Source organism: Roseateles sp. FW305-36 (genome assembly GCF_058787015.1).
Map to the genome: position 1 here is coordinate 88,540 of NZ_JBYSZK010000011.1, position 23,572 is coordinate 112,111.

Here is a 23,572-nt window from a genome sequence, read left to right on the forward strand (position 1 = left end):
GGCCTGCGACGTGGGAGGATGCAGCGCATGAAAAAGCCGCTCGCCGTCCTCGCACTTGCCACCGCTGCCCAGGCTTTCGCGCAGCAGTCCAATGACGTCGAGCGCTACACCCTCTTCACCGCCCCCGTCACGCTGCTGCGCAATGCCCAGCTCTACGACGGCAGCGGCAGCGCACCGCGCGAGCACATGAGCGTGCTGATCCGCGACGGCCGCATCGCCGAGGTGCTGCCCGACGCGGAATTGAAGGCACCGGCCGGCGCGCTGGTGAAAGACCTGGCCGGCGGCGCGCTGATGCCCGGCTTCGTGCTGCTGCACGAGCACATGTTCTATCCGACCGAGCGCGGCAGCTACGGCGCTTTCTTCCAGAGCTTCCCGTTGCTCTATCTCGCTGGCGGCGTGACGACGATGCGCACGGCCGGCAGCATGAGCCCCTATGCCGACCTCAACACCTGGAAGGACATCCGCGACGGCAAGGCGCCCGGGCCCGATCTCGACGTGACGGCGCCCTTCCTGAACGGCATCCAGGCCTTTGTCGCCCAGGTGCCGCGCCTCGTCGACGCGGCCGACGCGGTGCGCCAGGTCGGCTACTGGGCCGACGTCGGGGCGACCTCGTACAAGGGCTATATGCACCTGACGCGCGAGCAGCTCTCGGCAATAGTGAAGGCGGCCCACGAGCGCAAGGCCAAGGTCACGGCCCATCTCTGCGCGGTGACCTATGCCGAGGCCTCGGCCATGGGCATCGACAACCTCGAGCACGGCTTCTTCGCGTCCACGGACTTTGTCGACGGCAAGCAGGCTGACGTCTGCCCCGGCGGCGATGCCGCTCCCAAGTCACTCGACGCCCTGGCCGTCGACGACCCACGCATGGCAGCCCTGCAACGCCAGATGATCGAGAAGAAGGTCGCGCTCACCTCCACGCTGACCATCTTCGAGACCTTCTCCTACGGCCGCCCCATGGCCCCGGCCGCGGCACTCGACCTGCTGATGCCGCAGCTGCGCGAGCAATACGTCAGCCGCTACACCGCCATCCAGCGCGGTGGCCCGAATCCGTATGGCCGCATCTTTCCGAAGAACATGGTCTGGGAGAAGCGCTTCCACGACGCCGGCGGCCTGCTCGTCGCCGGCACCGACCCGACCGGCTATGGCGGCGTCATCCCCGGCTATTCGTCGCTGCGCCAGTTCGAGCTGCTGCGCGAGGCCGGCTTCGATGCGGCGACGACGGTCAAGGTCATGACGGCCAACGGCGCGACGTATCTGGGCCGCACGGCCGACATCGGCCGCATCGCCCCGGGCCTGCGCGCCGACCTGATCGCCTTCGCGGCGCCGCTGGATGCGACCAAGCCGGTCCTGCCCGAGGTCGCGTGGACGATGAAGGCCGGGCGGGCCTGGGACCGCGCCAAGATCCTGAATGCCTGGAAGGGGCAGGTCGGCCTGCGCTGACGGTCGCATCCATCCCGCTCATCCTTCAGAGGAAAAGATCTCGCCATGTCCAACTACGTCGATGAGGTCCTCGTGCCCGGCGAGGAAGTCGTCCACCTCGGGCGCACCAGCCTGTGGTCGGTCTGGCACCTGCTGCTGTTCGGGCTGCTGTTGCTGCCTGCCTTCGGGCTGGGGCTCATTCTCTGGGGCGTGGCCTATGTGCGCATCCGCTCCACCGAGGTGGCAGTGACCACCAAGCGGTTGATCGTCAAGCACGGCTTCATTCGTCGCCACACCATCGAGATCAACATCAACAAGGTGGAGAGCATCCAGGTCGATCAGTCGCTGGTGGGTCGCATGCTCAACTTCGGGACGCTGGTCATCGCGGGCACGGGTGCGTCCCATGCACCCATTGACGGCATCGCGGAGCCGCTGGTGTTTCGCCGCGCATTCGTCGAGGCGCAGGACGCGGTGCATCGGGAATAAAGCCAGGACTGCCGGGGTAGAGCAGTCATGCTCAAACCCCTCATCCTCCTCTCCTCGCTGCTCGTCGCAGCCTCTCAGGCCAGCGCTGCCGACGCCCCCCGCGGCCAGGCCGTCTACCAGGCCCGCTGCGCCGCCTGCCACTCGGTGGACTTCAACGGCGTCGGCCCGGCTCACCGCGGCGTGTTCGGGCGCCTGGCCGGCACGGCCAAGGGCTTCACGAACTATTCGGCGGCGCTGAAGCGCTCCGGCATCACCTGGAACGAGGCCAGCCTGGACCGCTGGCTGACCGACCCCGAGGCCCTGGTCCCTGGCCAGGCCATGGGCGTCAGCCTGTCCGATGCCGGCGAACGGGCCGACGTGATCGCCTTTTTGCGGACGCTCGCAAAAAACAAGGAATAAACCGAAGCGACGGCAGGTATCGCATGAGGTCACCACTTCCACGCGAGCGAATGCCATGCAGCGACGCGACTTTCTCCACCTCGCCGGCCTCGGCGGCGGCGCCATCTTTTCGGGCGCCCTGACCGGCTGCGCCAGCGCCGGCCGTCCTCAGGACGAGTTCTATTTCGTGCAGCTTTCCGACACGCACTGGGGCTTCCAGGGTGCACCCAACCCGGATGCGCGCGGCACCTTGCCCAAGGCCATCGCGGCCGTCAACGCGCTGGCCAAGCCGCCCGACTTCGTCGTCTTCACGGGCGACCTGACCCACACCACCGACGACCCCGCCGAGCGCCGCCGCCGCATGGCCGAGTTCAAGCAGATCGTCGGCGAACTCAAGGTCAGGACGGTGCGCTTCATGCCCGGCGAGCACGACGCCTCGCTGGACCGCGGCGCCGCCTTCAAGGAGATGTTCGGCGACACCTGGTACCGCTTCGATCACAAGGGCGTGCACTTCATCGCGCTGGACAACGTGTCCGACCGCGGCACCACCCTGGGCGCCGAGCAACTGGCCTGGATGCAGGCCGAGCTGGCCAAGCTCGATCCGAACGCGCCACTGGTCGTGCTGGCTCACCGCCCGCTGTTTCCGCTGGTGCCCAAATGGGATTGGCACACCCGCGATGGCGACCAGGCCCTGGCCCTGTTGATGCCGCACAAGAACGTCACCGTCTTCTATGGCCACATCCACCAGGAGCACCACCAGATGACGGGCCATATCGCCCACCACTCGGCGCGCTCGCTGATCTTCCCGCTGCCCGCACCCGGCACGGCCGACAAGCCGGTCGCCCTGCCCTGGGACCCGGCCGCGCCCTACCGCGGCCTGGGCTGGCGCGAAGTGGAAGCCGGTGGCAAGGACATCGAGCGCATCGAGCATGGGGTCTCTGCGGCATGAGCCCCGCCCGGCCGCCCGAAGGGGCTCAGCTCCCGCTTGGCGGGACAGCGCGCAGCGCGAAGGGTGCCTTACTGACTCGCCGTCATCTGTTGCTGATGGGTGCCGCAGCTGGAGGCGGGGTGCTGACCTCCGCCCGCGCCCAGCCGCCGCGCGAGATCGAGATCACCGCCCAGCGCTTCAAGTTCACGCCCAACGTCATCGCCTTGAAAGCCGGCGAACCGGTCGTGCTGCTGATACGCTCCCTCGACTTCGCGCACGGCTTCTACGTGCCCGACCTCAACCTGCGCACCGACCTCATGCCCGGCCGCGTCACCCGCCTCGTCCTCACGCCCAAGGCCCCGGGCGAGCTCGCCTTCCTGTGCGACAACTTCTGCGGCGACGGCCACGAGGGCATGGACGGCAACTTTGTGGTGACATGACCGACGCCCGGCAATTCGAGGCCACCGTGCTGCCGCTGCTCGACGCGGCGCACAACCTCGCGCGCTGGCTGCTGCGCGACGCGTCGGCCGCCGAGGACGCGGTACAGGAGGCCGCCCTGCGCGCCTTCCGCTACTTCGCCTCGCTGCGCAGCGCCGAGGAGGCCAAGCCCTGGTTTCTCGGCATCGTGCGCAATGCCTGCTTCACGGCCCTGGCGCGCGAGCGCGGCCGCGCCGACGTGACGTTGCTGGACGAAGACGGTTGGGACCAGCTCGAAGCCCAGTCGCCCAGCCCGACGCCCGACCCGCTCACGGCCCTGGGCACGCAGCGCGAACGCACGCTGGTGGATGCGGCCTTGCGTGCCTTGAGCCCGCCGATGCGCGAGGTCATCGTGCTGCGCGAACTCGAAGGCCTGGACTACCGCGACATCGCCCACATCGCCGGCATTCCCATCGGCACCGTCATGTCGCGGCTCTCGCGTGCCCGTGCTCAACTCAAGCGCCAGCTCAGCCTGGCAGGCCTGCCCTGATGAACGACGACGACCTCACCCGCCTGCTGCAGCAGCATGCCAGCCGCCACCCGGCGGACGAGCGCCTGCGCGCGGCCGTGCGCACACAGATCACGCTGCAGTCCGCGGCCCAGGAGAAGCCGGTCGCCCGCGTGAACTGGCGCGAGCGCCTCGCCGGGCTGCTGCGCATCCACCCTGCTTTGGCCGGCGCCGGTGGCCTGGCCCTGGGCGTCATGCTGACGCTGGTCCTGCTGCGCGTGCCCGATGGTGAACTGCCCGACGACCTCGTCGCCGCCCATGTGCGCGCCCTGCAGGTCGGGCCGCTCTACGAGGTCGCGTCCAGCGACCGCCACACCGTCAAACCCTGGTTCCAGGGCCGGCTCGACTACGCGCCCACGGTGCTCGACGGACCGCTGCGCGAGCAGGGCTTTGCGCTGCTGGGCGGCCGCGTGCAGGCCGTGCAGGGACGACCGACGGCTGCGCTGGCCTACCAGGTCAGGCTGCACAAGATCGACCTCTATCAATGGCCGGTCGACCGCGGCGTCGCGGAGGAAAAGCTGCAGCGCCGCGGCTTCAACCTGGTTCGCTGGAGCGATGGCGCCATGCAGTACTGGGCCGTGTCGGATGTCGACCTCACGGAGCTGGAGCGCTTTGCCTCAGCCTGGCGCGCGGCAGCTCACTAGCGCCCTTCGATGGCGCGCCGGATCGCGGCAGCGGGCGCCGCATCGTCCAGCTTCACGCCGTCGCCCTGCGCCACCACGCCCAGCTCGCGCCACAACGCGGCCAGGTCTACCGGCGCGGCCGTGTCCTTCACGTCGCGGTAGAGATCGGTCAGCACGGTCTGGCCGACGGCGGCGTCGGCCACCGCGAGCAGCCGCCTGATGCTCCAGTCCTGGCCGTAGTGGCCGCCGGCCGCCTGCACGCCTTGCAGCGCCTGCCGCAACCCGGCACGACCACCGCTGGCGCGCAGCATGCGCACATCGGCCTGCAGGCAGAAGAGAGCGCCACCCCAATACAGCCGCCCCCAGCTGCGCGTGCCGTCCAGTCCGCGGTCGCCGCTCGCGGGCTGGCCCTGGGGCATGCCGTGGAGCAGCTCGGTCCAGAGCTGAGTGAAGGGCGTGATGCCGGCACGCGCACGCGCCACCGTCTCGACATAGGTGGCCAGGCCCTCGTGGAACCAGTCATGGGCGCGCGGCAGATTGGGCACGCTGAGGTGCACGAGTTCATGCACCAGCACCCAGTCGTCCAGGAAGCGTGCGGGCCGGGTCTCGCGGCCGACGCGCACGCTGACGAAGGGCTCGGGGTCGACGTCCGTACGACCGCCACCCACGCCTTCGCCCGGCGCCGCATGCAGGCGCAGCTCGATGCGCGGTTGGGGCTGGCGGCCGAAATAGCCGACCAGCGCAGCCAGGCTGCGTGCGATCCAGACGTCGATCTCACGCCGCGTGTCGGCAGGGAAGTCGCCATCCAGCTTCAGCACCACCTCACCGGAAGGCAGGCGCAGGCTGTCCGCCCTGGACTGCAGCGGCAGCAGACCGAGCAGCGCGGCGGTGCAGAGACGGCGCCGCTCCATGCGCTCAAAGGCCGTTGGCCTTGACGATGCGGCCCACCTTCTCGGGGTCGCGCAGCAACTCGCGGTAGAGCCAGCGGTAATGGTCGTGGGCGAAGAACTCCATGACGGCGCGCGCCCGCAGCTCGCCCATCAGGCGCTGGTCGGCGCGGTACTCGATGTAGATGATGATGAGGTGGTCGTAGTTGACCTCGGCGCTGTCCGAGCCCTCCGGATAGTCGACGGGAATGCGCGGGTAGAGCTTGCGCAGCGCGCGCACCGCCGCGGCATGCTCGGCCGGATGCTCGTCCAGCATGCGGTGCGTCTGCTCATGCACGAAGGTGGACAGCAGCAGGTCGTCGTCCTTGAGGTGACGCGCATGCAGGGTCAGCACCGGATGGCTGTGCGGGATCTCGGTCTCGTCGATGACGATGTCGCGGGTGTGGACCCAGCGCGAGACGTCATAGGTCTGCAGCAGGCGTTCGAGCTGGGCTTGCGTCTGGCGTTCGCGTTCGCTGTCGTGGGCGAGGCTGATCTTCAGGCCAGGGTCGGCGGCGGAGGCCGTGCCGTTGAAGGCGAGGAATGCGAGCGCGGCGGCGGGGAGCAGGTGTTTGAGTTTCATGCCCGCATCGTCGCGGCTCAGGCGCCGACTATCCATCCCTCGATGGGATCGACAGCTTGCGGCCAGCTGAAGCGCGGCTGGGTGGCGGCCCAGGCGGCCTGCAGCATCGCGAGCACGGCGTCTAGGCTGTCGCCGCTGGCGTCGGCCACCAGCTCGTCGCGCTGGGCGTGGCTGAGCTTGAGCCTCAGCCCCAGCCGCGTGCGGCCCTGCTCCAGGCCCTCGACGATGTCCTTGCGCGCGATCAGCCGCTCCGGCGTCTGCGCGGCCTTGCTGTCGCTCTTGTAGGAACGGCGGGCGATCAGCTCGCGGGCCAGCAGGCCGGGGTAGGCCTCGAGCGCGACACGGCTGGTGTCGCCGTCCAGATGGCCAGGCAGATGCACGCCGGCCGCGATGAGGCGCGGCACACCGGCATGCAGCATCCAGGCCACCGGCGGGTTGACCCATTTCATGCTGGGGCTGGACCCGGCCGGCAAGTCGCAGGCGCGGTGGGCGAACTTGAAACCCGCGGGTCGCGCATCGCAAAAGGCCGCGAAGCGATCACGGATCTCGTCGCGGCCCAGGCTGGCGTAATGCGCCATCAGCGCGGCGTAGTCGGTGGGCCAGCCCAGATGCTCGACCAGCTCGCGCGGCAGGCCGAAGGGCAGGTCGAACCCGGCCACCCACGGCCCGGGCCGGCTCAGCCAGGCCGAAAACTCGTCCAGGCTGTGTAGCGCTACCAGCCCCGTGAAGCGCACCACGGCACCGTGGCGCTGCCCCGCGGCAACGACGATGGGCTTGGCGCGGCGGGGCGCACTCGTGAAGTCGACCCCGAAAACAGCGATGTCCGTCATGGCCGGCATTCTGGGGCTGGGCAAAATCGGCGGATTCCATGTCAGACCTGCTAGACCTGCCCGCCCTGCCCGCCCGAGACACCGGTTTTGACGCCGGCGCCTTCGACGATGCCTTTGCCGACGCGCGCCAGCGCGCTGCTGCCGGGGCCTACCAGGCGTCCAGCGAAGCCCTCGAGCAGTTGCTGCTGACCTGCCCGCCGACGCAAGCGCATCGGCGCGCCGAAATCCTGGCCCTGCTGGCCCACCAGTACCCGCGCCTGGGCAAGCTGACGGCCAGCGCGCGCTGCGCCACCGAGGCCCTGACCCTGGCCGAACGCCTGGCCGACGACATCCTGCTGGCCGACGCGCTGACCAGCCAGTGCTTCGTCTACGGCCAATTGCTGATGGGCCGCGAGGCGCTGGAGTGCGGCATGAAGGCCCTGGCCGCGGCCCGCCGCGCCGCCGACCCCGTGCGCGAAGCCTGGGCGTTGAACCGCGTCGGCGTCGCCTATGCGAGCCTGGAGAACCCCAGCCAGGCCTGCGCCTATGCAGAGCAGGCGCTGGAGATTGCCGAGCGCACCGATTGCGCCGAGGTGCTGTTCTCCTGCCACAACAACCTGGCCTACTTCTGGCTGCGCCGCGTCGAAGAGGCCCAGGCCCTGGGCGATACCGCCATCCTGTCCGGTGCCGTGGCCAATGCCCGCCGCACCGCCGACCAGGCCACCACGCTGGCGCGCCAGTCCGGCAGCCCCTTCCAGGTGGCGGTGGCCGTGTCCAACCTCGTCAATGCGCTGCTGGCCGGCGGCCTGCTCGACACCGCCCTGCCCCTGCTCAACGAGTTCGGCCACCTCGCTCACGACCACGGCTATCGCACCCTGGCCATCGAGGCCGACGTGCAACGCGCCGTCTTTCTGCGCCTCAACGGCGAGCCCGTGCAGGCTGCCAACATCCTCGACGCCCTGCTGCATGCCGCCGTCGAGCCGCCACCCAAGCTGCGCCGCCTGCTGATCCGCTCGCTGTACGAGACCCACAAGGCCTGCGGCCAGTTCCGCGAAGCGCTGGCCTGGCTGGAGGAGCTCGTCGGCCTGGACCGCCAGATCACGCGCGACAACCTGGTGCTGCAGACCGAGGTCATCCTGATCCGCGACCAGGTCGAGCAGGCCCAGGCCCGCGCCGACAGTGCCGCCGCCGACGCCCGCCGCGAACGCGCCCGCGCGGCTCACCTCGAGACCGAGCAGCAGCGCCTGCGCGAACACGCCATGGCCCTGGACCGCGCCGCCCACGAGGACGTGCTGACCGGCCTGCACAACCGCCGCCACGCCGAGTTCGCCCTGCCCCTGCTGGTCGAGGGCGCGCGCATGGCCGGCCAGGTCATCAGCGTCGCGACCCTGGACGTCGATCACTTCAAGAAGATCAACGACACCCACGGCCACGCGGTCGGCGACGCCGTGCTGCAGCAGCTCGCCCAGCTGCTGCGCCACCGCCTGCGCAGCGCCGACCTGATGGCCCGCATCGGCGGCGAGGAATTCCTGGCCGTGCTGGTCGGCATCGCGCCCCAGCAGGCCGCCGAGATCTGCGAGCGCCTGCGCCTGGCCGTCGTCGAACACGACTGGGCGGCCGTCACGCCGGGCCTGGTCGTGCGCATCAGCGTCGGCATCTCGGGTGGTTCGCCCCATCAGCATCAGGGCGACACCCTGCTCAACCGCGCCGACCATGCGCTGTATGCGGCCAAGCGGGGTGGGCGCAACCGCGTGCACGTCGACTAGGCAAGCCCCGGCAGCGTCGCGAAATATCGCTTCAGCGCTTCCACCGCCACCCTGATCTTGGCCGGCTCGCCTTCTCGCCGCTGCGACACGGCGGCGACCGGCAGCGGCGTGATGCGCCATTGCGGCAGCAGATGCACCAGGGTGCCGCGGGACAGCTGGGCCAACACGTCGGCATACCCCAGGCGGGCCAGCCCCAAGCCCTGCTCGCACATCTGCTGCAAGGCCACATGGTTGTTGCTGGCGATGCGCACCGGCACCTGCAGGCGCTGGCTCTCGCCGCCGGCACCGTGCAGCAGCAGGGCGATGGTCGGCACCGCGTCGCCAGCGTCCCGCGTCTCGCGCGCCCAGGCGATCCAGTCGAAGCCCGGCAGGTCGGCCGGCGTTGACGGCAGGCCATGGCGAGCGACATAGGCCGGTGCGGCACACAGGATCATCTCGATCTCGCACAGCGGCCGCGCAATCCAGTTCGAATCGGCCAGCTGGCCGACGCGCACCGCGATGTCGATGCGCTCGTCGATAAGGTCGATCATGGCGTCGTCCACCAGCAGGCGCAGCCTCAGGCCCGGCGCCTGGGCCAACACCGGCGCCAGGGCCTGGGCGATATGGGCCGCGAAGCCCACGGGCGCTGCCACGCGCAATTCGCCGCTGGGCGCATCGCGGGCGTGGGCCAGTGAATCGGCCGCCGCGCGGGCCGCTTCGACGAGGCGCAGGCAGTGCGGGTAGCAGCGCTCGCCGGCCTCGGTCAGGGTCAGCTTGCGGGTCGAGCGGGTCAGCAGCGTCACGCCGGCCTGGCGCTCCAACGCGCGCAGCGTCTGACTGACGGCCGACGGGCTCATGCCGAGGCGCCGCCCGGCCGCGCTCATGGAGCCGGCGGCGACGGTCTCGGCAAACACGGCATAGGGCTTGAGATCGACCATCTTGAATCCCTGCTTCAAAGTCTTGGCGATTTTGACGGTCTTATCGCCATATCGTGAAGCCCATATCGTTCATCCATCGATCCACACCTTGGAGAACCTCATGAACATCGCCCTCATCGGCCCCACCGGATTCGTCGGCAGCGCCGTCCTGACCGAACTGCTGCAGCGCGGCCACCGCGTCACCGCCCTGGCACGCGACCCGGCCAAGCTGGAGGCACGCGCGGGCCTGACCGCCGTCGCCGCCGACGCCTATGACGCGAATGCCGTCGCCACCGCCGTGCGCGGCCACGACGCCGTCGTGTCGGCCTTCAACCCAGGCTGGAACGAGTCCGAGCTCTATGACAAGTTCCTGCGCGGCGCCGCCGCCATCAGCCAGGGCGTCGAGGCCAGTGGCGTGAAGCGCCTGCTCGTCGTCGGCGGCGCCGGCAGCCTGTTCGTCGCGCCCGGCGTGCAGCTGGTCGACACGCCCGAGTTCGCCGGCCATGTGCCGCCCAACATCGTCCCGGGCGCCCGTGCCGCGCGTGACCACCTCACGGCCCTGCGCGACAACAAGAAACTGGACTGGACCTTCCTGAGCCCGCCGGCGATGCTGGCCCCGGGCGAACGCAGCGGCGCCTACCGCGTCGGCGGCGAAGAGCTGCTGATGGCCGGCGACAAGCCCGCCGGCATCTCGGTCGCCGACCTCGCCGTCGCCATCGCCGACGAGATCGAGCAACCACGCCATCTGCGCGCCCGCTTCACCGTCGCCGCGCTATGAGATGACGGCCTAGACTGGGCGGCATGAACCCCGTCCTCATCGAAGTCCTGCGCGGCAGTGCCGTCGAGTCCCGCCATGCCGGCGCCCTGGCCATCGTCGACGCCTCGGGCGCGGTGCACACGGCCCTGGGCGACATCGAGCGCCCGATCTTCCCGCGTTCCGCCGTCAAATTGCTGCAGGCTTTGCCACTGGTGGCCAGCGGTGCTGCCGACACTTTCGCGCTGACCGACACGGAGCTGGCCCTGGCCTGCGCCTCGCACAGCGGCGAGCCTGAACACGTGGCCACCGCTGCGGGCGTGCTGGCCAGGCTGGGGCTGGATGCCGGCGCCCTGGAATGCGGCACGCAATGGCCCAGCCGCGAGCCGGTGCTGCGGGGCATGGTGGCGCGGGGCGAGATGGCCACGCCTCTGCACAACAACTGCTCGGGCAAGCACAGCGGCTTTGTCTGCGTGGCCTGCCTGATGGCCCGGAGTGCGGGCGCCGAGCCGGCCGAGTTCGTGCGCGGCTATGTCGCGGCCGAGCACCCGGTCATGCGCGAGGTGTCGGCGGCGCTGTCGGCGACGACGGGCGTCGACGTCGAACAGGCACCACGCGGCACCGACGGCTGTTCCATCCCGACCTTCGCCCTGCCGTTGCGCTCACTGGCACTGGCCTTCGCGCGCTGCGGCACGGGACTGGGCCTGCCTGACGGCCATGCCAAGGCCGCGCATCGGCTGCGCCAGGCCGCGGCGGTGGCGCCCTTCATGGTGGGCGGCACGGACCGCTTCGACACGCGCGTCATGCAGGCCTACGGGGAGCGCGTCTTCTGCAAGATCGGCGCCGAGGGCGTGTACTGCGCCGCCCTGCCCGAACTCGGCCTGGGCATCGCGCTGAAGATCGAAGACGGCGCCGTGCGCGCCGCCGAGGCGGCGTTTGCTGCCGTCGCCCAGGCCCTGCTGAGGACTGAAGACGAGCTGCTGCGCGGCTACAGCCACTTGCAATTGCGCAACTGGCGCGGCATAGCCGTCGGCTCGCTGCGGCCGGCGCAAGCGCTCATGCAGGCGCTTGCACCCTAGCCTGCTGCAGCCTCAGTGGCGGTCGCGGCGCGGCGGCAAAGCCTGGTCAGCATTGCTGCTTGTCGAGGAGTCGGTCGTGGGGGTCGTGCTCGATGTCGTCGTCTCGCTGGCATAGGCGGGCGTGCTGGGCTGCTGAGTCTGAGCCGGCATGGCCGGCGCCGCGCTGAGGTCCGTGGCCGGCGGTGAACTGGGCATCGTGTCGTTGCTCTGGGCAGGCGGCTCGACGCTGGCCATCGGCGCCGCGGGAGCTGGTGTTTCCGCCGGCATGGCGACTGTCGTGGTGTCCACCGCATTGGGCTGGCTCGTCGTGTCCAGCGGATTGGTCGGCGTGGCCTCGGCCAGCGTCGGCGTCGTGTCCGCATCGCGCGACAGGCCGGCGGTCTCCTCGCTGGTAGGCGAGGACGCGCAGCCGGCGACCGCGACGATCAGGCTGGCGGTCGCGATGGCAACGGCAGTCGACAAGGGGGTGAATCTCTTGCTCATGATGGCTCTCCAGGGTTGATGAAGCGGTTCACGCTGCCATCCGCTGGCAACGCGGCGCGGCCCACGCCGCCACTGCAGGCCGGCAAAGACCGTTCCCAGGCCGCCAAGCGCCCCCTTGCCGGCTGGTGCTGATCTGATGCCTTGCGCCGGGCGCTGTCCGTCGCCAGTCGATAAAAAACGATACAAAAAGCGACCAAGCAAGCGCTTGATTGGTTTTACAGTCCACCCCCATGCCTGCTGCCAAGCCGACCGCCACCGAAGCCTTGCCGCCCCGTGACCGCCTGTTGCAGGAGGCCATGCGCCTGTTCGGCGAAAAGGGCTTCGACGCCGTGACGACGCGGGAGATCTGCGCCGCCGCCGGCGTCAACCCGGGCGCCATCCACTACCACTTCACCGACAAGGACGGCCTCTACCGCGAGGTGCTGCGCCTGCCCGTCGTCGACCTGCAGCAGCAGCTGGCCGGCTTCGACGACCCCGGGCTCAGCCTGCACGAGTCGATCCGCCGCTTCCTGCAGCCGTTTCTCTTCGACGACGGTGCCTGCAGTGCGCAGCTGTTCTTCCGCGAGATGCAGGCACCCAGCCCCATCTTCATGCAGGCCGTGGCCGAGGAGGTGGGGCCCCTCTTCGACCGCTTCGCCCGCCTGCTGGCCCACCACGCCGGCCTGGCCGAACCGACGGCTGCCATCCACCAATTGGCCATGGGCCTGCAGGCCATGGCCCACGACTACTCCATGACCCGTCCCATGCTGGACGCATTCCATCCCGAGTTGCTGGCCAACGACCCGCTGCTCGAGCAGACCTGCCACCGCCTCGCCGACTGGGGCTGCGCCCTGGTCGCCTACGAGCGTGCCCAACATGAAGCCCCTCGTCCAGTCGCACGCCGCTGAACGCGGTGCGCCTGACCGGTCCCCCGAGGGGACGGCGATGCCCGCGGCGTTGAGCCGCGAGCACATCGCCATGGCGGGCCGGCTCGGGAGCGGCCCAGCGCTCGGCCCGGAGCAGATACCGCGAACACGCAATTGACAACTGAAATGATCCCCCCACGCCTTCTCCTGGCCGCGCCTCTGCTGGCGCTGCTGACCGCCTGCATGTCGCCGCCGCCGGCCCCGCCCGCCACGCCGACCGCGGTTCCCGCAGCCTGGCGCTCGCCGCTGCCCCACGGTGGCAGCACCGTCGCCCTGGCGCAGTGGTGGCAGGCCTTCGAGGACCCGGCCCTCGCCCGCCTCGTCGAGCGCGCCGAGGCCCAGAGTCCGACGCTGGCCCAGGCCGCCGCCCGTCGCCGCCAGGCCGAGGCCGGCGCGGCCCAGGCCCGTGCGGCCCTGTTCCCCCAGATTGGCGTCGGCGCCCAGCTGCAGCGGGGCCGTGCCCTGAACGGCGTGGCCGGAGACAGCACCCAGGCCAGCGGGCAGTTCAGCGCCAGCTGGGAGATCGACCTTTTCGGCGGCCAACGCGCCGCGGTCGCCGCGGGCGTCGCCGAGGCCACGGCTGCCACGGCCGACTGGCACGCCGCCCGCGTCAGCCTGGCGGCCGATGTGGCGACGGCCTATGTGCAATTGCGGCTGGCCCAGGCTCGCGAAGAATCGTCCGTGCTGGACACCCGCTTTGCCGAACAGATTGCCGGCTGGGCGCGTGAGCAGCAGCAAGCCGGCCTGATGAGCGCCAGTGACGCGGCCCTGCTGAACACCGAGCGCGCCGCCGCGTCGGCCGCCCGCAGCCAGTGGCGCGCCGAAGCCCAGATCGCGCTGCAGACCCTGGCCCTGCTGTGCGCCGAGCGGGCCGACACGCTGGCCACCGAGCTGGCACCGCCGGCCATCGCCACCGCAGGCTTCGACCTGCGCCGCAGCCAGCCGCGCGCGCCGGGGTTCGACGTCGACGCCCTGCCCGCCCAGGCCCTGGCCCAGCGCCCTGACCTCGCGGCCGCCCATCAGCGCTGGCTGGCAGCAGCCCAGCAGCAGCGCCGCGCGGAAGCTGATCGCTATCCCCAGCTCAGCCTGGCCGCCATGGCCGGCGAGTCGCGGCTGCGCGTCGGCAGCAAGTCCAGCCACGGCACGAGCTGGTCCTTCGGGCCCAGCCTCGTCGTGCCCCTGTTCGACGGCGGCGCGCTGAAGGCCCAGAGCGACGCCGCCCAGGCCGCCGCCGACGAAGCCGCCGCCGCCCTGCAGGCGCAGTGGCTGGTGGCCGTGCACGAGGTGGAGGAAGCCCTGCAGCGCGTGGACGCCGGCGCCGAGCGCGAGCGCGAGGTCGATGCCGTCAAGCGCGAATGGGAAGGCATCGCCCGCCGCTCCTTCTCGCAGGCCCAGGCCGGCCTGCAAAGCGGCGTGCAACGCAACACCACCTTCCGCAACGCCCTGGCCGCCTACGACGCCGTGCTCAGCGTGCGCGCCGAGCACGCCCTGGCCTGGATCCGCCTGTACCGCAGCCTCGGTGGTGGCTGGACCGCAGACGCCCTCCAAAACACGAACACCGCCTCCGCGCGCTGAACGCCATGAAGATCCGCATTCCCTTCGCCGCCGCCGCCCTCACGATCGCCCTCGCTGCGGCCTTCGTCGCCGCCCTGTCCAGCCCGGTCTTCGCCGCCGACCAGGCCGCCAGCGCCGCGCCCAAGCCCGCGCTGACCGTCAAGCGCGTGCTGGCCCAGACCGGCACCTGGCCCCAGACCCTGGCCGGCACCGGCTCCATCGCCGCCTGGCAGGAGGTCGTCATCGGCGCCGAGATCGGCGGCCAGCGCCTGCAGCTGCTGATGGTCGACGTGGGTGACCGCGTCAAGAAGGGCCAGGTGCTGGCCAAGCTCAGCCCGGGCACGCTGGAGGCCGACCTCGCCGCGTCCAAGGCCGCGCTGCTGGAGGCCGAGGCCTCGGCCCGCGAGGCCCACCAGACCGCCGAGCGCGTGAAGACCCTGCAGGGCAGCGAGGCGCTGTCGCCCCAGGCCATCGACCAGGCCCTGGCCGCCGATGCGGCCGCCCAAGCCCGCGTGGCCGCGGCACGAGCGCGTGTGCAGGCCGACTCGCTGCGCCTGTCCTACACCCAGATCACGGCGCCCGACGACGGCGTCATCAACGCTCGCATTGCCACGCCCGGTGCCCTGGTGCAGCCGGGTCAGGAGCTGTTCCGCCTGCAGCGCCAGGGCCGCCTGGAATGGCGCGCCGAGGTGCCGGGCGCCGAGCTCGCCCAGCTCAAGGTCGGCCAGACCGTGCGCGTGCAGCCCAGCGGTGCACCGGCCGTCGAAGGCCGCATCCGCCGTGTCTCGCCGCAGATCGATGCCCAGACCCGCAACGGCTTGGTCTATGTGGACCTGAAGGCCGGCGAGGCCTTGCGTGCCGGCCTGTTCGCCCGCGGCGACTTCGTGCTCGGCGAGAGCAGCGCGCTGACGCTGCCTCAGACCGCCGTGCTGCTGCGCGACGGTTTCAGCTATGTCTTCCGCATCGACGGCAGCAAGGTGCGCGAGCAGAAGGTGCAGACCGGTCGGCGCGAGGGCAACCGCGTCGAGCTGAAGTCCGGCCTGGCCGCCGGCACGGCCGTCGTCGAGTCCGGCGTCGGCTTCCTCGCCGACGGTGACACGGTTCGCGTGGCACCCTGAGGAGACACAACGATGTTCAACGTCTCCCGCTGGTCCATCGCCAACCCGGTGCCGGCCATCATGTTCTTCATCATGCTGACGGCAGCCGGCCTCTACGGCTTCAAGCAGATGAAGATCCAGCAGTTCCCCGACATCGAGCTGCCCACCATCGTCGTCAGCGCCTCCCTGCCTGGCGCCGCGCCGGCGCAGATGGAGACCGAGGTCGCCCGCAAGATCGAGAACTCGGTCGCCACGGCCACCGGCGTCAAGCACATCTACACCAAGGTGCAGGACGGCGTCGCCACCGTCACCGTCGAGTACCGCCTCGAGAAGCCGCTGCAGGAAGCCCTGGACGACACCCGCGACGCCATCGCCCGCGTGCGCGCCGACCTGCCGGCCGATCTGCGCGACCCGGTCGTCACCAAGATGAACCTGTCGGGCATGCCCATCCTGACCTACACGGTCTCGAGCAACCGCATGGACGACGAGGCCCTGTCCTGGTTCGTCGACAACCAGGTCACCAAGCGCATGCTGTCGGTGCGCGGCGTCGGCTCGGTGGCTCGCGTCGGCGGCGTCGGCCGCGAGCTGCGCGTGGAGATCGACCCGGCCCGCCTGCTGGCCCTGCGCGTCAGCGCGGCCGATGTGTCGCGCCAGTTGAAGCAGGTGCAGCAGGAAGCCCCCGGCGGCCGCGCGACCCTGGGCGGCGCCGAGCAGTCGCTACGCACCATCGCCACCGTGCAGACGGCGGATGAGCTGGCCGCCATGAGCATCCCGCTGTCCGACGGCCGCCTGGTCAGGCTGGACCAGGTCGCGTCCGTGACCGACACCCTGGCCGAGAAGCGCGCCGGCGCCTTCCTGAACGGCAAGCCCGTCGTCGGCTTCGAGATCGTGCGCGCCAAGGGGGCCGGCGAGGTGGACGTGGCCCAGCGCATCCGCGCCGCGCTGGAGGAGCTCAAGGCCGCCCACCCCGACATCACCGTCACCGAGGCCTTCAACTTCGTCGACCCCGTCATCGAGAACTACGACGGCAGCATGAAGCTGCTGCTGGAAGGTGCGGCCCTGGCCGTGCTGGTCGTCTTCCTGTTCCTGCGCGACTGGCGCGCCACCTTCGTCAGCGCCGTGGCCCTGCCGCTGTCGGCCATCCCGACCTTCCTCGTCATGTACTGGATGGGCTTCACGCTCAATGTCGTGACGCTGCTGTCGCTGTCCCTTGTCATCGGCGTGCTGGTGGACGACGCCATCGTCGAGATCGAGAACATCATGCGCCACCTGACCATGGGCAAGACGCCCATCGAGGCGGCGCGCGAGGCGGCGGACGAGATCGGCCTGGCCGTCATCGCGACGACCTTCACGCTGATCGCCGTCTTCCTGCCGACGGCCTTCATGAGCGGCGTGGTCGGCAAGTTCTTCGTGCAGTTCGGCTGGACGGCCTCCATCGCCGTGTTCTTCTCCCTCGTCGTCGCCCGCATGCTGACGCCGATGATGGCCGCCTACATCCTGAAGGCGCCCAAGAAGGCCCACAAGGAGCCCTTCTGGATGCCCACCTACATGAAGGCGGCGCGCTGGGCCTTCACCCACAAGGGCAAGACCCTGGCCATCACCGCGGTCTTCGCCGTGGCGGCCTGCACACCGCTGTTCATGGGCGCCATCCCCGGCGCCTTCATCCCGCCGGACGACCTGAGCCAGACCCAGATCAGCATCGAGCTGCCGCCCGGCAGCACCTACGCACAGACGGCGGCCATCGCCGAGCAGGCGCGCGCCGCAGCCGCTGCGCACAAGCAGGTCAAGCTCGTCTACACGGCGGTGGGCGGCGGCAGTGCCGGCGGCGACCCCTTCGCGATGAGCGGCGCCGCCGAAGTCCGCAAGGCCACGCTGACGCTGAACCTGACGCCGCGCCACGAGCGCCGCGGCATCAGCAAGCAGCAGGTCGAACGCGAGCTGCGCGAGAAGCTGGAGAACATCGCCGGGGCCCGCATCAAGGTGACCTTCGGCGGCTCCAACGACAAATACCAGCTCGTGCTCGCCGGCGAGGACGGCGAGCTGCTCGCGGCCCACGCGGCCAAGGTCGAGAAGGAGTTGCGCGGCCTGCCCGGCATCGGCCAGGTGCTGAGCAGCTCCAGCCTGCAGCGCCCCGAGCTCATCGTGCGTCCCGACGCGGCGCGCGCGGCCGACCTGGGCGTGTCGACGGCCTCGATTGCCGACACCCTGCGCATCGCGACGGCCGGCGACTACGACCAGTTCCTGCCCAAGCTCAACCTCAGCCAGCGCCAGGTGCCCATCGTCGTGCGCCTGCCCGACGCGGCCCGTGCCGACCTGGCCCTGCTCGGTCAGCTGACGGTGCCCGGCACCCATGGCCCCGTGCCGCTGCAGCAGGTGGCCGAGCTGACGCTGACCAGCGGCCCGGCCCAGATCGACCGCTTCGACCGGCTGCGCAACGTCAACTTCGAGATCGAGCTGAACGGCCAGCCGCTGAGCGAAGTGCAGGCCGCCGCCGCCGCCCTGCCCAGCATGGCCAACCTGCCGCCCGGCGTGACCAAGGCCGAGATCGGCGACGCCGAGGCCTTTGCCGAGCTGGGCCAGGGCTTTGCGCTGGCCATGGGCACGGGTGTGGCCTGCATCTACATCGTGCTGGTGCTGCTCTTCCACGCCTGGGTGCAGCCGGTCACCATCCTGGGGGCCCTGGTGCTGTCCATTCCGGGCGCCATCCTGGCCTTGTTCGTGACCGGCACCGCCCTGTCGATGCCGGCCATGATCGGCATGATCATGCTGATGGGCATCGCGACCAAGAACTCCATCCTGCTGGTGGAGTACGCCATCGTCGCCCAGCGCGAGCAGGGGTTGACACGCCTGGAAGCCCTGCTGGATGCCTGCCACAAGCGCGCCCGGCCCATCGTCATGACGACCCTGGCCATGGGCGCCGGCATGATGCCCATCGCCCTGGGCTTCGGCACCGACCCGAGCTTCCGCGCGCCTATGGCCATCGTCGTCATCGGCGGCCTGATCACCTCGACCTTCCTGAGCCTGCTGGTGATCCCGGTGCTCTATGAAGTGGTGGACGACGTGATCCAGCGGTTCGCGAGAAAGCGCGCCAGCGGGTCGGTGGAGGTGGCGTCAGCCTGACGAGGCGACGGCCCGGTCCGCAGCGGCGGATCGGGAGCGCTTGACGCGATACATGGCCTCATCGGCCTTGGTGACCAGCGTCGTTTCCGCGGTGCCGTCCTCGGGGAAGACGCTGAAACCCAGGCTCGCCGAAACCATGATCGTCTGGCCGGCGGCGTAAAACGGCTCGCACAGCGCTTCCCTGATCTTTCGCGCCAGCTGGTCCACGTCGTCCCGGGTGGCTGTCGAGGCCACCACGAGGAACTCGTCGCCCCCGAGGCGACAGACCGTGTCGCTGGCGCGCACCGTCGCGATCAGGACGCTCGCCACCTGCTGGAGGACCAGGTCGCCGACCACATGCCCGCGCTGGTCGTTCAGCGCCTTGAAGTCGTCGAGGTCCAGCAGCATGACGCCGACGTGTTGCCCCATCCTGCCAGCCAGGTCCAGCTGATGCGACAGCCGATCCCAGAGCAGGCTGCGATTGCGCAAGCCCGTCAGTGGGTCGGTCTGCGATGCCTTCACCGCCAAGTCCAGCGCCGCCTGGTTCACGCAGGCAGCCTGGGCCGCCAACAGATTGGTCGCAAGGAGGTGCCTGTTCTCGGCCCGCACGACTTGAACGGCGGCAAGCCCTGCATCGCTGCGCGCCTCCCTGATCGCTGACTGCAGTGCCGAGAGCCGGGCCCGCGCCTGGGCGATCTCGAGCCGCAGCGATGCCAGCTTGCGCTTGCCCTTGTCGCTGCTGCGGCTGATGCCCATGGGAAGAGCAGGCCTTCAGCCCAGCCACTGCCGCAACTGGTCATACACCTCGGCACTCGACAGCAGATCGAGATGGCCCATACCGTGCACGACCGCCTGGCGCTGCGGTGCGAACCCAAGACCAAGGTCCGGCTCGTCGTGCTGGCCCAGCGCGCTGGCCACCGGCACCAGGCCGTCGCCCGGCAGCCTGGACCTCGTGCTGCCGGACGCCGGGCCGAGGCTGGCGGCCATGGCATAGCAGTTGGCTCCGCCTGGCAAGCCGACCCGGTCGGCCGCCTGGTTGCCCTCATCGCCCGCAGGCCCCTTCAGGATGTTGCCCAGCCGCAGGTCGTTGATGCCTGCGCTGCGCACCCTGGCCAGCCGCGCCAAGGGGGCCGCATACGGTGCGGCGCCCAGCAGCAGGTCCACGCCATGGCCCTTGCGTTCGAGCGGTGCGCCCTGGTGAGGGGTGCCGAGAGAGATCAGATCGTTCACGCGCCCCGGCCAACGCAACCCGCCGCGCTGCATCTGCGCGCCGTGATGGATGGCGCTGCGCGCCACCAGGCCGCCCATGCTGTGGCCCATCATCACCAGGCGCTCCACCGGCACGGGCCAGACGCTGTACAGGCTCTCCATCAGGTGAGCCAGGACGCGGCCATTGGTCGATACGCTCAGGCCGCTGTTGTAATGGAGGTAGACCGGTGTGTAGCCCAACTCGCGCGCCAGTGCCTCGCCATGGTCATGTCCCGCGCGATGCCACTGCAGGTCGTTCATGCACAGCCCGTGCAGCAGCACCATCAGCTTCGGTGTCACGCCGCCGAGGCGCGAGCGCAGCGCATGACGCTCCAGCGGGAGGGGCCGGCCCGAATGTCGGAACTGCATCGCGATCGCGAGCGGGTTGTCGGTCGCGGCGAGGTGGTCGCCCAGCAAGCCGTTCAGTGCCGCCAGGATGGCCTCACGTTCCGGGCGCGGCGGCCGAGGCGGATCGGCAGCGGCCAAGGCCGGCGCCAACCAGGCCAGCAGAGCATCGGCGCCGCCCCCGGCCTGGCCGTTCACGCCGCGCACGGTCTCGTACACCAGGCCGGTGAGACCGGAGCTGAGGCCGTCGACCTCGGCCCCGCCGTCCAGGGCCGGGATTCGTGGCAGCGTCACGATGCGAGCGTGCATCGCCTCGACCAGGTCGGCCAAGCCGGCCACGGCCTCGGTGCCGAGGCGCGCGGCGCCACGCAGATCGGCGGCCTGCAGCAGAGGTTGCGTCATGGCAGGGCACGCCTTGCGCCGGTGGTCAGCGTCATCAGCACATCGGCATACCAGGCACAGTTCAGTCCCAGCGATTCGTCCAGCACCGCGTCACGCGTGGCCATGTCCAGGCGACTGGAGTGCACGCCCAGCAGGCACCAGCGCGGCCTGCCAGGGGTGGCCGGCTCGACTCGCGCGAGCACAGGCGAGCCGCTGCAGCCGCGGTGCAGGCGCCCATCGGTGAGGAAATAGCCCAGGCCCTGGAACCGGACGCCATAGCAGGAGGCGACGCTGGCCTGCCTCACCACGGGCAGGTGATGCACGGTGTCGAAGAAGCCCAGCGGGAAGCCCGGGATGGCCAGCCGGTCGCCCACCTCGAAGAGATCGAATCCGACCGGCAGGTGCGGCGGCCCGAAAGGCCGCACGACGCAGCCTGCCGGCATCGCGGCCCGGTCGATCTCGAGAGCCGCAACGTCGACCTCGCCCGCGCTGTCGCGCGCCTGGCTCCACACGGTCAGGCCGTCGCGATGCAGCAGGATGGACAGGGTGGTCAACCGCGTCAGGTCGCGCGCATCGGTGTGCAATTCGATCTCGATGCGGTCGGGCGCATGCCCGGTCTGAACGTCGAGCAGCACATGGCGGCTGGTGACGAGGAAGAGTCGGCGGTCTCGCTCGAAGAAGAAGCCGCTCGCCGATGTCAGGCCCTTGGCGCCTGCAAAGGTCAGCACTCTCGTGACGCCGAAGAGCGCCTCGTCCTGGACACGCTCGTTGGCCGCAACGTCGCCGGCAGGGCGGGCCGGCGAGCCCATCGGACTTTGCTGCGACCCGTGGCCGCGTTGCCAGGCGTCGCGCCGATCGGACCAGATCTGCTCGCTCTCTCCGGTGGTGCCTGGCTGGTTGATCGAGTCCAGCATCGGGTTCGACGCCTGCGCTTCGCCGCGGGCAGCGGCCTTGGCGCCCTGGCGCTGCAGCTCAGCGTGCTCGGCAGAAACGGGCGCAGCGGATGCTTCGGTGGGCGGTGCGCCCGCGGCAGCCGGTGCCGCCTCATCAGCGGCAGGGGGATCAGATCGGGAAGACAAGGGACAACTCCGCTCAAGGACTTGTCCCGACAAGGGCGACGCTTCCGCCGGTGGCGCTTCAAGCAAGCCAGTGTGGGGCGGTGTCACTTGTGCAGCGTGCCCCGACGAAGCCTCAATGTACCTGAAAGGGTAGCGCCCCGGGAGTGCGCGGGGCTTCCTCGGGCCTGTTGGCGTGCCTCAGCTCAACCTGAACACCGCCACCGATTGCGACAGTTCGTCGGCCTGCTGCTGCAAGCTCGTAGCAGCAGCAGCCGACTCCTCCACCAGCGCCGCGTTCTGCTGCGTCATCCGGTCGAGGTTGGCGATGGCCTGGCTGATCTGGCCGATGCCGGTGCTCTGTTCGCCGGTGGCATGGCTGATCTCGGTCACGATGTCGGAGACGCGGGCGATGGAGGCGTTGATCTCCTTCATCGTCTCACCGGCCTGGGTGACCAGGGCCGAGCCGCTGTCGACGTTCTCGGTGCTGCGCGTGATCAGACCCTTGATCTCCTTGGCTGCTTCCGCCGATCGTTGCGCCAGCGTGCGCACCTCGGCCGCGACGACCGCGAAGCCGCGGCCCTGCTCGCCGGCGCGTGCCGCTTCCACGGCGGCGTTCAGGGCCAGGATATTGGTCTGGAAGGCGATGCCGTCGATGGTGCCGATGATGTCGCTGATCTTGTGGGACGAGCTGCTGATGCGGCCCATGGTCTCGACGACCTCGTTGACGACGGCGCCGCCGCGGCGCGCCACCTCGGCCGCGTCGGCAGCCAGCTTGTCGGCCTGGCGCGCCGACTCGGCGTTGTGCGTGACGCTGGCGGTCAGCTCTTCCATGGCCGAAGCCGTCTCCTGCAGATTGCTGGCGGCCTGCTCGGTGCGCGAGCTGAGGTCGTGGCTGCCGACCGCGACTTCCTTGGACGCAGTGGCGATGCTGTCGGTCGCCCCGCGCACCTGGCGCACGACGCCGGCGAGCGAGTCCTGCATGGCCGCCATGCCGCGCATCAGCTGCGCCGTCTCGTCCTTGCCGCGAGCCTGCACGTCGCCGGTCAGGTCCTGGCGCGAAATGCGCTCGGCGGCCGCGACGGCACGCTGCAGCGAGCCGAGGATGGACTTGGAGTTGGCGTGCAGCAGCAGCGTCAGCACGGCGACGGCCACCACCAGCAGGACGATGAGGCCGGTGCGAGATGACGCGAAACGGGCGTCGATCTGGGCGATCTGCTGCTCGGAGTTGTCATCGATGAGCTTGGTCAGCGCCGCCAGCTCCTTGTCGAGGGCCCGCACCGGGTCCTTGATCGAGCCCATGCCCTTGTTGGCCTCGGCCGTATCGGGGAACTCGCCCTTCGCGACGCGGTCGGCGAACGGCAGGAACCCTTCGCGGTAGGCCTTGAGCGCACGCTGCGCCTCGCCCACGGCGCCCAGGATCTGCGCGTTCAGCTGCAATGTCGCGACCTTGTCCAGGGCAGTGCGCGCCTTCTGCTCGGCCTCGTCCCATTCCTTGCGGTATTTGCCGACGGCCTGCGCATCGGCCATGTTGATCAGCGTGTCCTTCTCGTAGCGCCGCAGATTGCCGACGGACGCACGCGCCGTCGACAACTGGGTCAGGGCTTCGACGTCGTTGTCGACGAAGCGCTTGAGCTGACCACTGGCGTCGGACTGGGCCATCAGCCCGGAACCGCCGATCAGCAACATGCCCAGGCCCGCCAGCACGCCTACGGCGGCCAGTCGTGCCCGGATCGGGAATTGGCTCATGTCGATCATGGCTACCTCCTCGTC

23 protein-coding genes are annotated in these 23,572 nt (G+C 70.2%); 14 read left to right on the forward strand and 9 right to left on the reverse strand.

What is annotated here, in order from left to right:
- Positions 1–27: 27 nt before the first annotated feature.
- The 7 genes from AC3WOE_RS20170 (at position 28) to AC3WOE_RS20200 (ending at position 4,840) form a co-directional block, all read left to right on the forward strand.
- Positions 28–1,440, forward strand: a complete 1,413-nt coding sequence (locus AC3WOE_RS20170; protein ID WP_492692967.1) for an amidohydrolase family protein — start codon at positions 28–30, stop codon at positions 1,438–1,440.
- Positions 1,441–1,485: 45 nt separating this feature from the next.
- Entirely contained in the window at positions 1,486–1,905 is a 420-nt protein-coding gene (locus AC3WOE_RS20175; protein ID WP_492692968.1) for a PH domain-containing protein, read from the forward strand.
- A gap of 27 nt (positions 1,906–1,932) precedes the next feature.
- Positions 1,933–2,304 carry a c-type cytochrome gene (locus tag AC3WOE_RS20180; protein WP_492692969.1) on the forward strand — a complete coding sequence of 124 codons (372 nt, stop codon included), beginning with the start codon at positions 1,933–1,935 and terminating at the stop codon, positions 2,302–2,304.
- Between the two features lie 55 nt (positions 2,305–2,359).
- Complete coding sequence (locus tag AC3WOE_RS20185) at positions 2,360–3,232, forward strand: metallophosphoesterase family protein (RefSeq protein ID WP_492692971.1); 873 nt, start codon at positions 2,360–2,362, stop codon at positions 3,230–3,232.
- Positions 3,233–3,351: 119 nt separating this feature from the next.
- On the forward strand, positions 3,352–3,651 hold the full coding sequence (locus tag AC3WOE_RS20190; RefSeq protein WP_492692972.1) for a cupredoxin domain-containing protein: 300 nt from the start codon (positions 3,352–3,354) through the stop codon (positions 3,649–3,651).
- Positions 3,648–4,178, forward strand: coding sequence for a sigma-70 family RNA polymerase sigma factor (locus tag AC3WOE_RS20195; protein ID WP_492692973.1), 531 nt, complete (start codon positions 3,648–3,650; stop codon positions 4,176–4,178). Before AC3WOE_RS20190 ends, AC3WOE_RS20195 begins: the two co-directional genes overlap by 4 nt.
- A complete protein-coding gene (locus tag AC3WOE_RS20200) occupies positions 4,178–4,840 on the forward strand; it encodes an anti-sigma factor family protein (protein ID WP_492692975.1) in 663 nt (220 codons plus the stop codon). Before AC3WOE_RS20195 ends, AC3WOE_RS20200 begins: the two co-directional genes overlap by 1 nt.
- On the opposite strand, the gene AC3WOE_RS20205 is transcribed toward AC3WOE_RS20200, so the two are convergent.
- Genes AC3WOE_RS20205 through AC3WOE_RS20215 form a run of 3 tightly spaced genes read right to left on the reverse strand, consistent with a single transcriptional unit; the run spans position 4,837 to position 7,158 of the window.
- On the reverse strand, positions 4,837–5,730 hold the full coding sequence (locus AC3WOE_RS20205) for a hypothetical protein (protein WP_492692976.1): 894 nt from the start codon (positions 5,728–5,730) through the stop codon (positions 4,837–4,839). The genes AC3WOE_RS20200 and AC3WOE_RS20205 overlap by 4 nt on opposite strands.
- Before the next feature lie 4 nt (positions 5,731–5,734).
- Positions 5,735–6,328 carry a hypothetical protein gene (locus AC3WOE_RS20210; protein ID WP_492692977.1) on the reverse strand — a complete coding sequence of 198 codons (594 nt, stop codon included), beginning with the start codon at positions 6,326–6,328 and terminating at the stop codon, positions 5,735–5,737.
- Positions 6,329–6,345: 17 nt separating this feature from the next.
- Positions 6,346–7,158 (reverse strand): DUF429 domain-containing protein, encoded by an 813-nt coding sequence (locus AC3WOE_RS20215; RefSeq protein WP_492692979.1) that lies wholly within the window; start codon positions 7,156–7,158, stop codon positions 6,346–6,348.
- A 38-nt stretch (positions 7,159–7,196) separates the two neighbouring features.
- On the opposite strand from AC3WOE_RS20215, the gene AC3WOE_RS20220 reads away from it, so the two are divergent.
- Entirely contained in the window at positions 7,197–8,903 is a 1,707-nt protein-coding gene (locus AC3WOE_RS20220) for a GGDEF domain-containing protein (RefSeq protein ID WP_492692981.1), read from the forward strand.
- On the opposite strand, the gene AC3WOE_RS20225 is transcribed toward AC3WOE_RS20220, so the two are convergent.
- The gene (locus AC3WOE_RS20225; RefSeq protein WP_492692983.1) at positions 8,900–9,838 is read right to left on the reverse strand and encodes a LysR family transcriptional regulator; all 939 of its coding nucleotides are present in this window, start codon (positions 9,836–9,838) and stop codon (positions 8,900–8,902) included. The genes AC3WOE_RS20220 and AC3WOE_RS20225 overlap by 4 nt on opposite strands.
- A gap of 82 nt (positions 9,839–9,920) precedes the next feature.
- On the opposite strand from AC3WOE_RS20225, the gene AC3WOE_RS20230 reads away from it, so the two are divergent.
- On the forward strand, positions 9,921–10,577 hold the full coding sequence (locus tag AC3WOE_RS20230) for an NAD(P)-dependent oxidoreductase (RefSeq protein WP_492692984.1): 657 nt from the start codon (positions 9,921–9,923) through the stop codon (positions 10,575–10,577).
- Positions 10,578–10,600: 23 nt separating this feature from the next.
- Positions 10,601–11,632, forward strand: coding sequence for an asparaginase (locus tag AC3WOE_RS20235; protein ID WP_492692985.1), 1,032 nt, complete (start codon positions 10,601–10,603; stop codon positions 11,630–11,632).
- Positions 11,633–11,644: 12 nt separating this feature from the next.
- On the opposite strand, the gene AC3WOE_RS20240 is transcribed toward AC3WOE_RS20235, so the two are convergent.
- On the reverse strand, positions 11,645–12,115 hold the full coding sequence (locus tag AC3WOE_RS20240; protein WP_492692987.1) for a hypothetical protein: 471 nt from the start codon (positions 12,113–12,115) through the stop codon (positions 11,645–11,647).
- Between the two features lie 230 nt (positions 12,116–12,345).
- On the opposite strand from AC3WOE_RS20240, the gene AC3WOE_RS20245 reads away from it, so the two are divergent.
- From AC3WOE_RS20245 to AC3WOE_RS20260, 4 genes are all read left to right on the forward strand, one after another.
- Positions 12,346–13,002: a TetR/AcrR family transcriptional regulator gene (locus tag AC3WOE_RS20245; RefSeq protein WP_492692988.1), complete on the forward strand. Its 657-nt coding sequence runs from the start codon at positions 12,346–12,348 to the stop codon at positions 13,000–13,002.
- Between the two features lie 144 nt (positions 13,003–13,146).
- Positions 13,147–14,595, forward strand: a complete 1,449-nt coding sequence (locus AC3WOE_RS20250) for an efflux transporter outer membrane subunit (RefSeq protein WP_492692990.1) — start codon at positions 13,147–13,149, stop codon at positions 14,593–14,595.
- A 5-nt stretch (positions 14,596–14,600) separates the two neighbouring features.
- Positions 14,601–15,692 carry an efflux RND transporter periplasmic adaptor subunit gene (locus AC3WOE_RS20255; RefSeq protein WP_492692992.1) on the forward strand — a complete coding sequence of 364 codons (1,092 nt, stop codon included), beginning with the start codon at positions 14,601–14,603 and terminating at the stop codon, positions 15,690–15,692.
- Positions 15,693–15,704: 12 nt separating this feature from the next.
- On the forward strand, positions 15,705–18,791 hold the full coding sequence (locus AC3WOE_RS20260) for an efflux RND transporter permease subunit (protein ID WP_492692993.1): 3,087 nt from the start codon (positions 15,705–15,707) through the stop codon (positions 18,789–18,791).
- Here the strand turns inward: AC3WOE_RS20260 and AC3WOE_RS20265 are convergent.
- The 4 genes from AC3WOE_RS20265 to AC3WOE_RS20280 all read right to left on the reverse strand — a co-directional run bounded on the left by AC3WOE_RS20265 (position 18,783) and on the right by AC3WOE_RS20280 (position 23,557).
- Positions 18,783–19,526 carry a GGDEF domain-containing protein gene (locus AC3WOE_RS20265; RefSeq protein ID WP_492692995.1) on the reverse strand — a complete coding sequence of 248 codons (744 nt, stop codon included), beginning with the start codon at positions 19,524–19,526 and terminating at the stop codon, positions 18,783–18,785. The two genes, AC3WOE_RS20260 and AC3WOE_RS20265, sit on opposite strands and share 9 nt — an antisense overlap.
- Before the next feature lie 15 nt (positions 19,527–19,541).
- The gene (locus AC3WOE_RS20270) at positions 19,542–20,765 is read right to left on the reverse strand and encodes an esterase/lipase family protein (protein WP_492692996.1); all 1,224 of its coding nucleotides are present in this window, start codon (positions 20,763–20,765) and stop codon (positions 19,542–19,544) included.
- Complete coding sequence (locus tag AC3WOE_RS20275) at positions 20,762–21,823, reverse strand: S1 family peptidase (protein WP_492692998.1); 1,062 nt, start codon at positions 21,821–21,823, stop codon at positions 20,762–20,764. The genes AC3WOE_RS20270 and AC3WOE_RS20275 overlap by 4 nt, the downstream gene beginning before the upstream one ends.
- A gap of 177 nt (positions 21,824–22,000) precedes the next feature.
- Positions 22,001–23,557 (reverse strand): methyl-accepting chemotaxis protein, encoded by a 1,557-nt coding sequence (locus AC3WOE_RS20280; RefSeq protein WP_492693000.1) that lies wholly within the window; start codon positions 23,555–23,557, stop codon positions 22,001–22,003.
- Positions 23,558–23,572 lie beyond the last annotated feature (15 nt).

What these genes read in the sequence shown, in the direction of transcription:
- AC3WOE_RS20220 (WP_492692981.1), top strand. Translation starts at nt 7,197, where the DNA reads ATGTCAGACCTGCTAGACCTGCCCGCCCTGCCCGCCCGAGACACCGGT.
- AC3WOE_RS20265 (WP_492692995.1), bottom strand. Translation starts at nt 19,526, where the DNA reads ATGGGCATCAGCCGCAGCAGCGACAAGGGCAAGCGCAAGCTGGCATCG.
- AC3WOE_RS20215 (WP_492692979.1), bottom strand. Translation starts at nt 7,158, where the DNA reads ATGACGGACATCGCTGTTTTCGGGGTCGACTTCACGAGTGCGCCCCGC.
- AC3WOE_RS20240 (WP_492692987.1), bottom strand. Translation starts at nt 12,115, where the DNA reads ATGAGCAAGAGATTCACCCCCTTGTCGACTGCCGTTGCCATCGCGACC.
- AC3WOE_RS20255 (WP_492692992.1), top strand. Translation starts at nt 14,601, where the DNA reads ATGAAGATCCGCATTCCCTTCGCCGCCGCCGCCCTCACGATCGCCCTC.
- AC3WOE_RS20185 (WP_492692971.1), top strand. Translation starts at nt 2,360, where the DNA reads ATGCAGCGACGCGACTTTCTCCACCTCGCCGGCCTCGGCGGCGGCGCC.
- AC3WOE_RS20245 (WP_492692988.1), top strand. Translation starts at nt 12,346, where the DNA reads ATGCCTGCTGCCAAGCCGACCGCCACCGAAGCCTTGCCGCCCCGTGAC.
- AC3WOE_RS20170 (WP_492692967.1), top strand. Translation starts at nt 28, where the DNA reads ATGAAAAAGCCGCTCGCCGTCCTCGCACTTGCCACCGCTGCCCAGGCT.
- AC3WOE_RS20260 (WP_492692993.1), top strand. Translation starts at nt 15,705, where the DNA reads ATGTTCAACGTCTCCCGCTGGTCCATCGCCAACCCGGTGCCGGCCATC.
- AC3WOE_RS20230 (WP_492692984.1), top strand. Translation starts at nt 9,921, where the DNA reads ATGAACATCGCCCTCATCGGCCCCACCGGATTCGTCGGCAGCGCCGTC.
- AC3WOE_RS20180 (WP_492692969.1), top strand. Translation starts at nt 1,933, where the DNA reads ATGCTCAAACCCCTCATCCTCCTCTCCTCGCTGCTCGTCGCAGCCTCT.
- AC3WOE_RS20270 (WP_492692996.1), bottom strand. Translation starts at nt 20,765, where the DNA reads ATGACGCAACCTCTGCTGCAGGCCGCCGATCTGCGTGGCGCCGCGCGC.
- AC3WOE_RS20175 (WP_492692968.1), top strand. Translation starts at nt 1,486, where the DNA reads ATGTCCAACTACGTCGATGAGGTCCTCGTGCCCGGCGAGGAAGTCGTC.
- AC3WOE_RS20250 (WP_492692990.1), top strand. Translation starts at nt 13,147, where the DNA reads ATGATCCCCCCACGCCTTCTCCTGGCCGCGCCTCTGCTGGCGCTGCTG.
- AC3WOE_RS20205 (WP_492692976.1), bottom strand. Translation starts at nt 5,730, where the DNA reads ATGGAGCGGCGCCGTCTCTGCACCGCCGCGCTGCTCGGTCTGCTGCCG.
- AC3WOE_RS20280 (WP_492693000.1), bottom strand. Translation starts at nt 23,557, where the DNA reads ATGATCGACATGAGCCAATTCCCGATCCGGGCACGACTGGCCGCCGTA.
- AC3WOE_RS20210 (WP_492692977.1), bottom strand. Translation starts at nt 6,328, where the DNA reads ATGAAACTCAAACACCTGCTCCCCGCCGCCGCGCTCGCATTCCTCGCC.
- AC3WOE_RS20195 (WP_492692973.1), top strand. Translation starts at nt 3,648, where the DNA reads ATGACCGACGCCCGGCAATTCGAGGCCACCGTGCTGCCGCTGCTCGAC.
- AC3WOE_RS20235 (WP_492692985.1), top strand. Translation starts at nt 10,601, where the DNA reads ATGAACCCCGTCCTCATCGAAGTCCTGCGCGGCAGTGCCGTCGAGTCC.
- AC3WOE_RS20200 (WP_492692975.1), top strand. Translation starts at nt 4,178, where the DNA reads ATGAACGACGACGACCTCACCCGCCTGCTGCAGCAGCATGCCAGCCGC.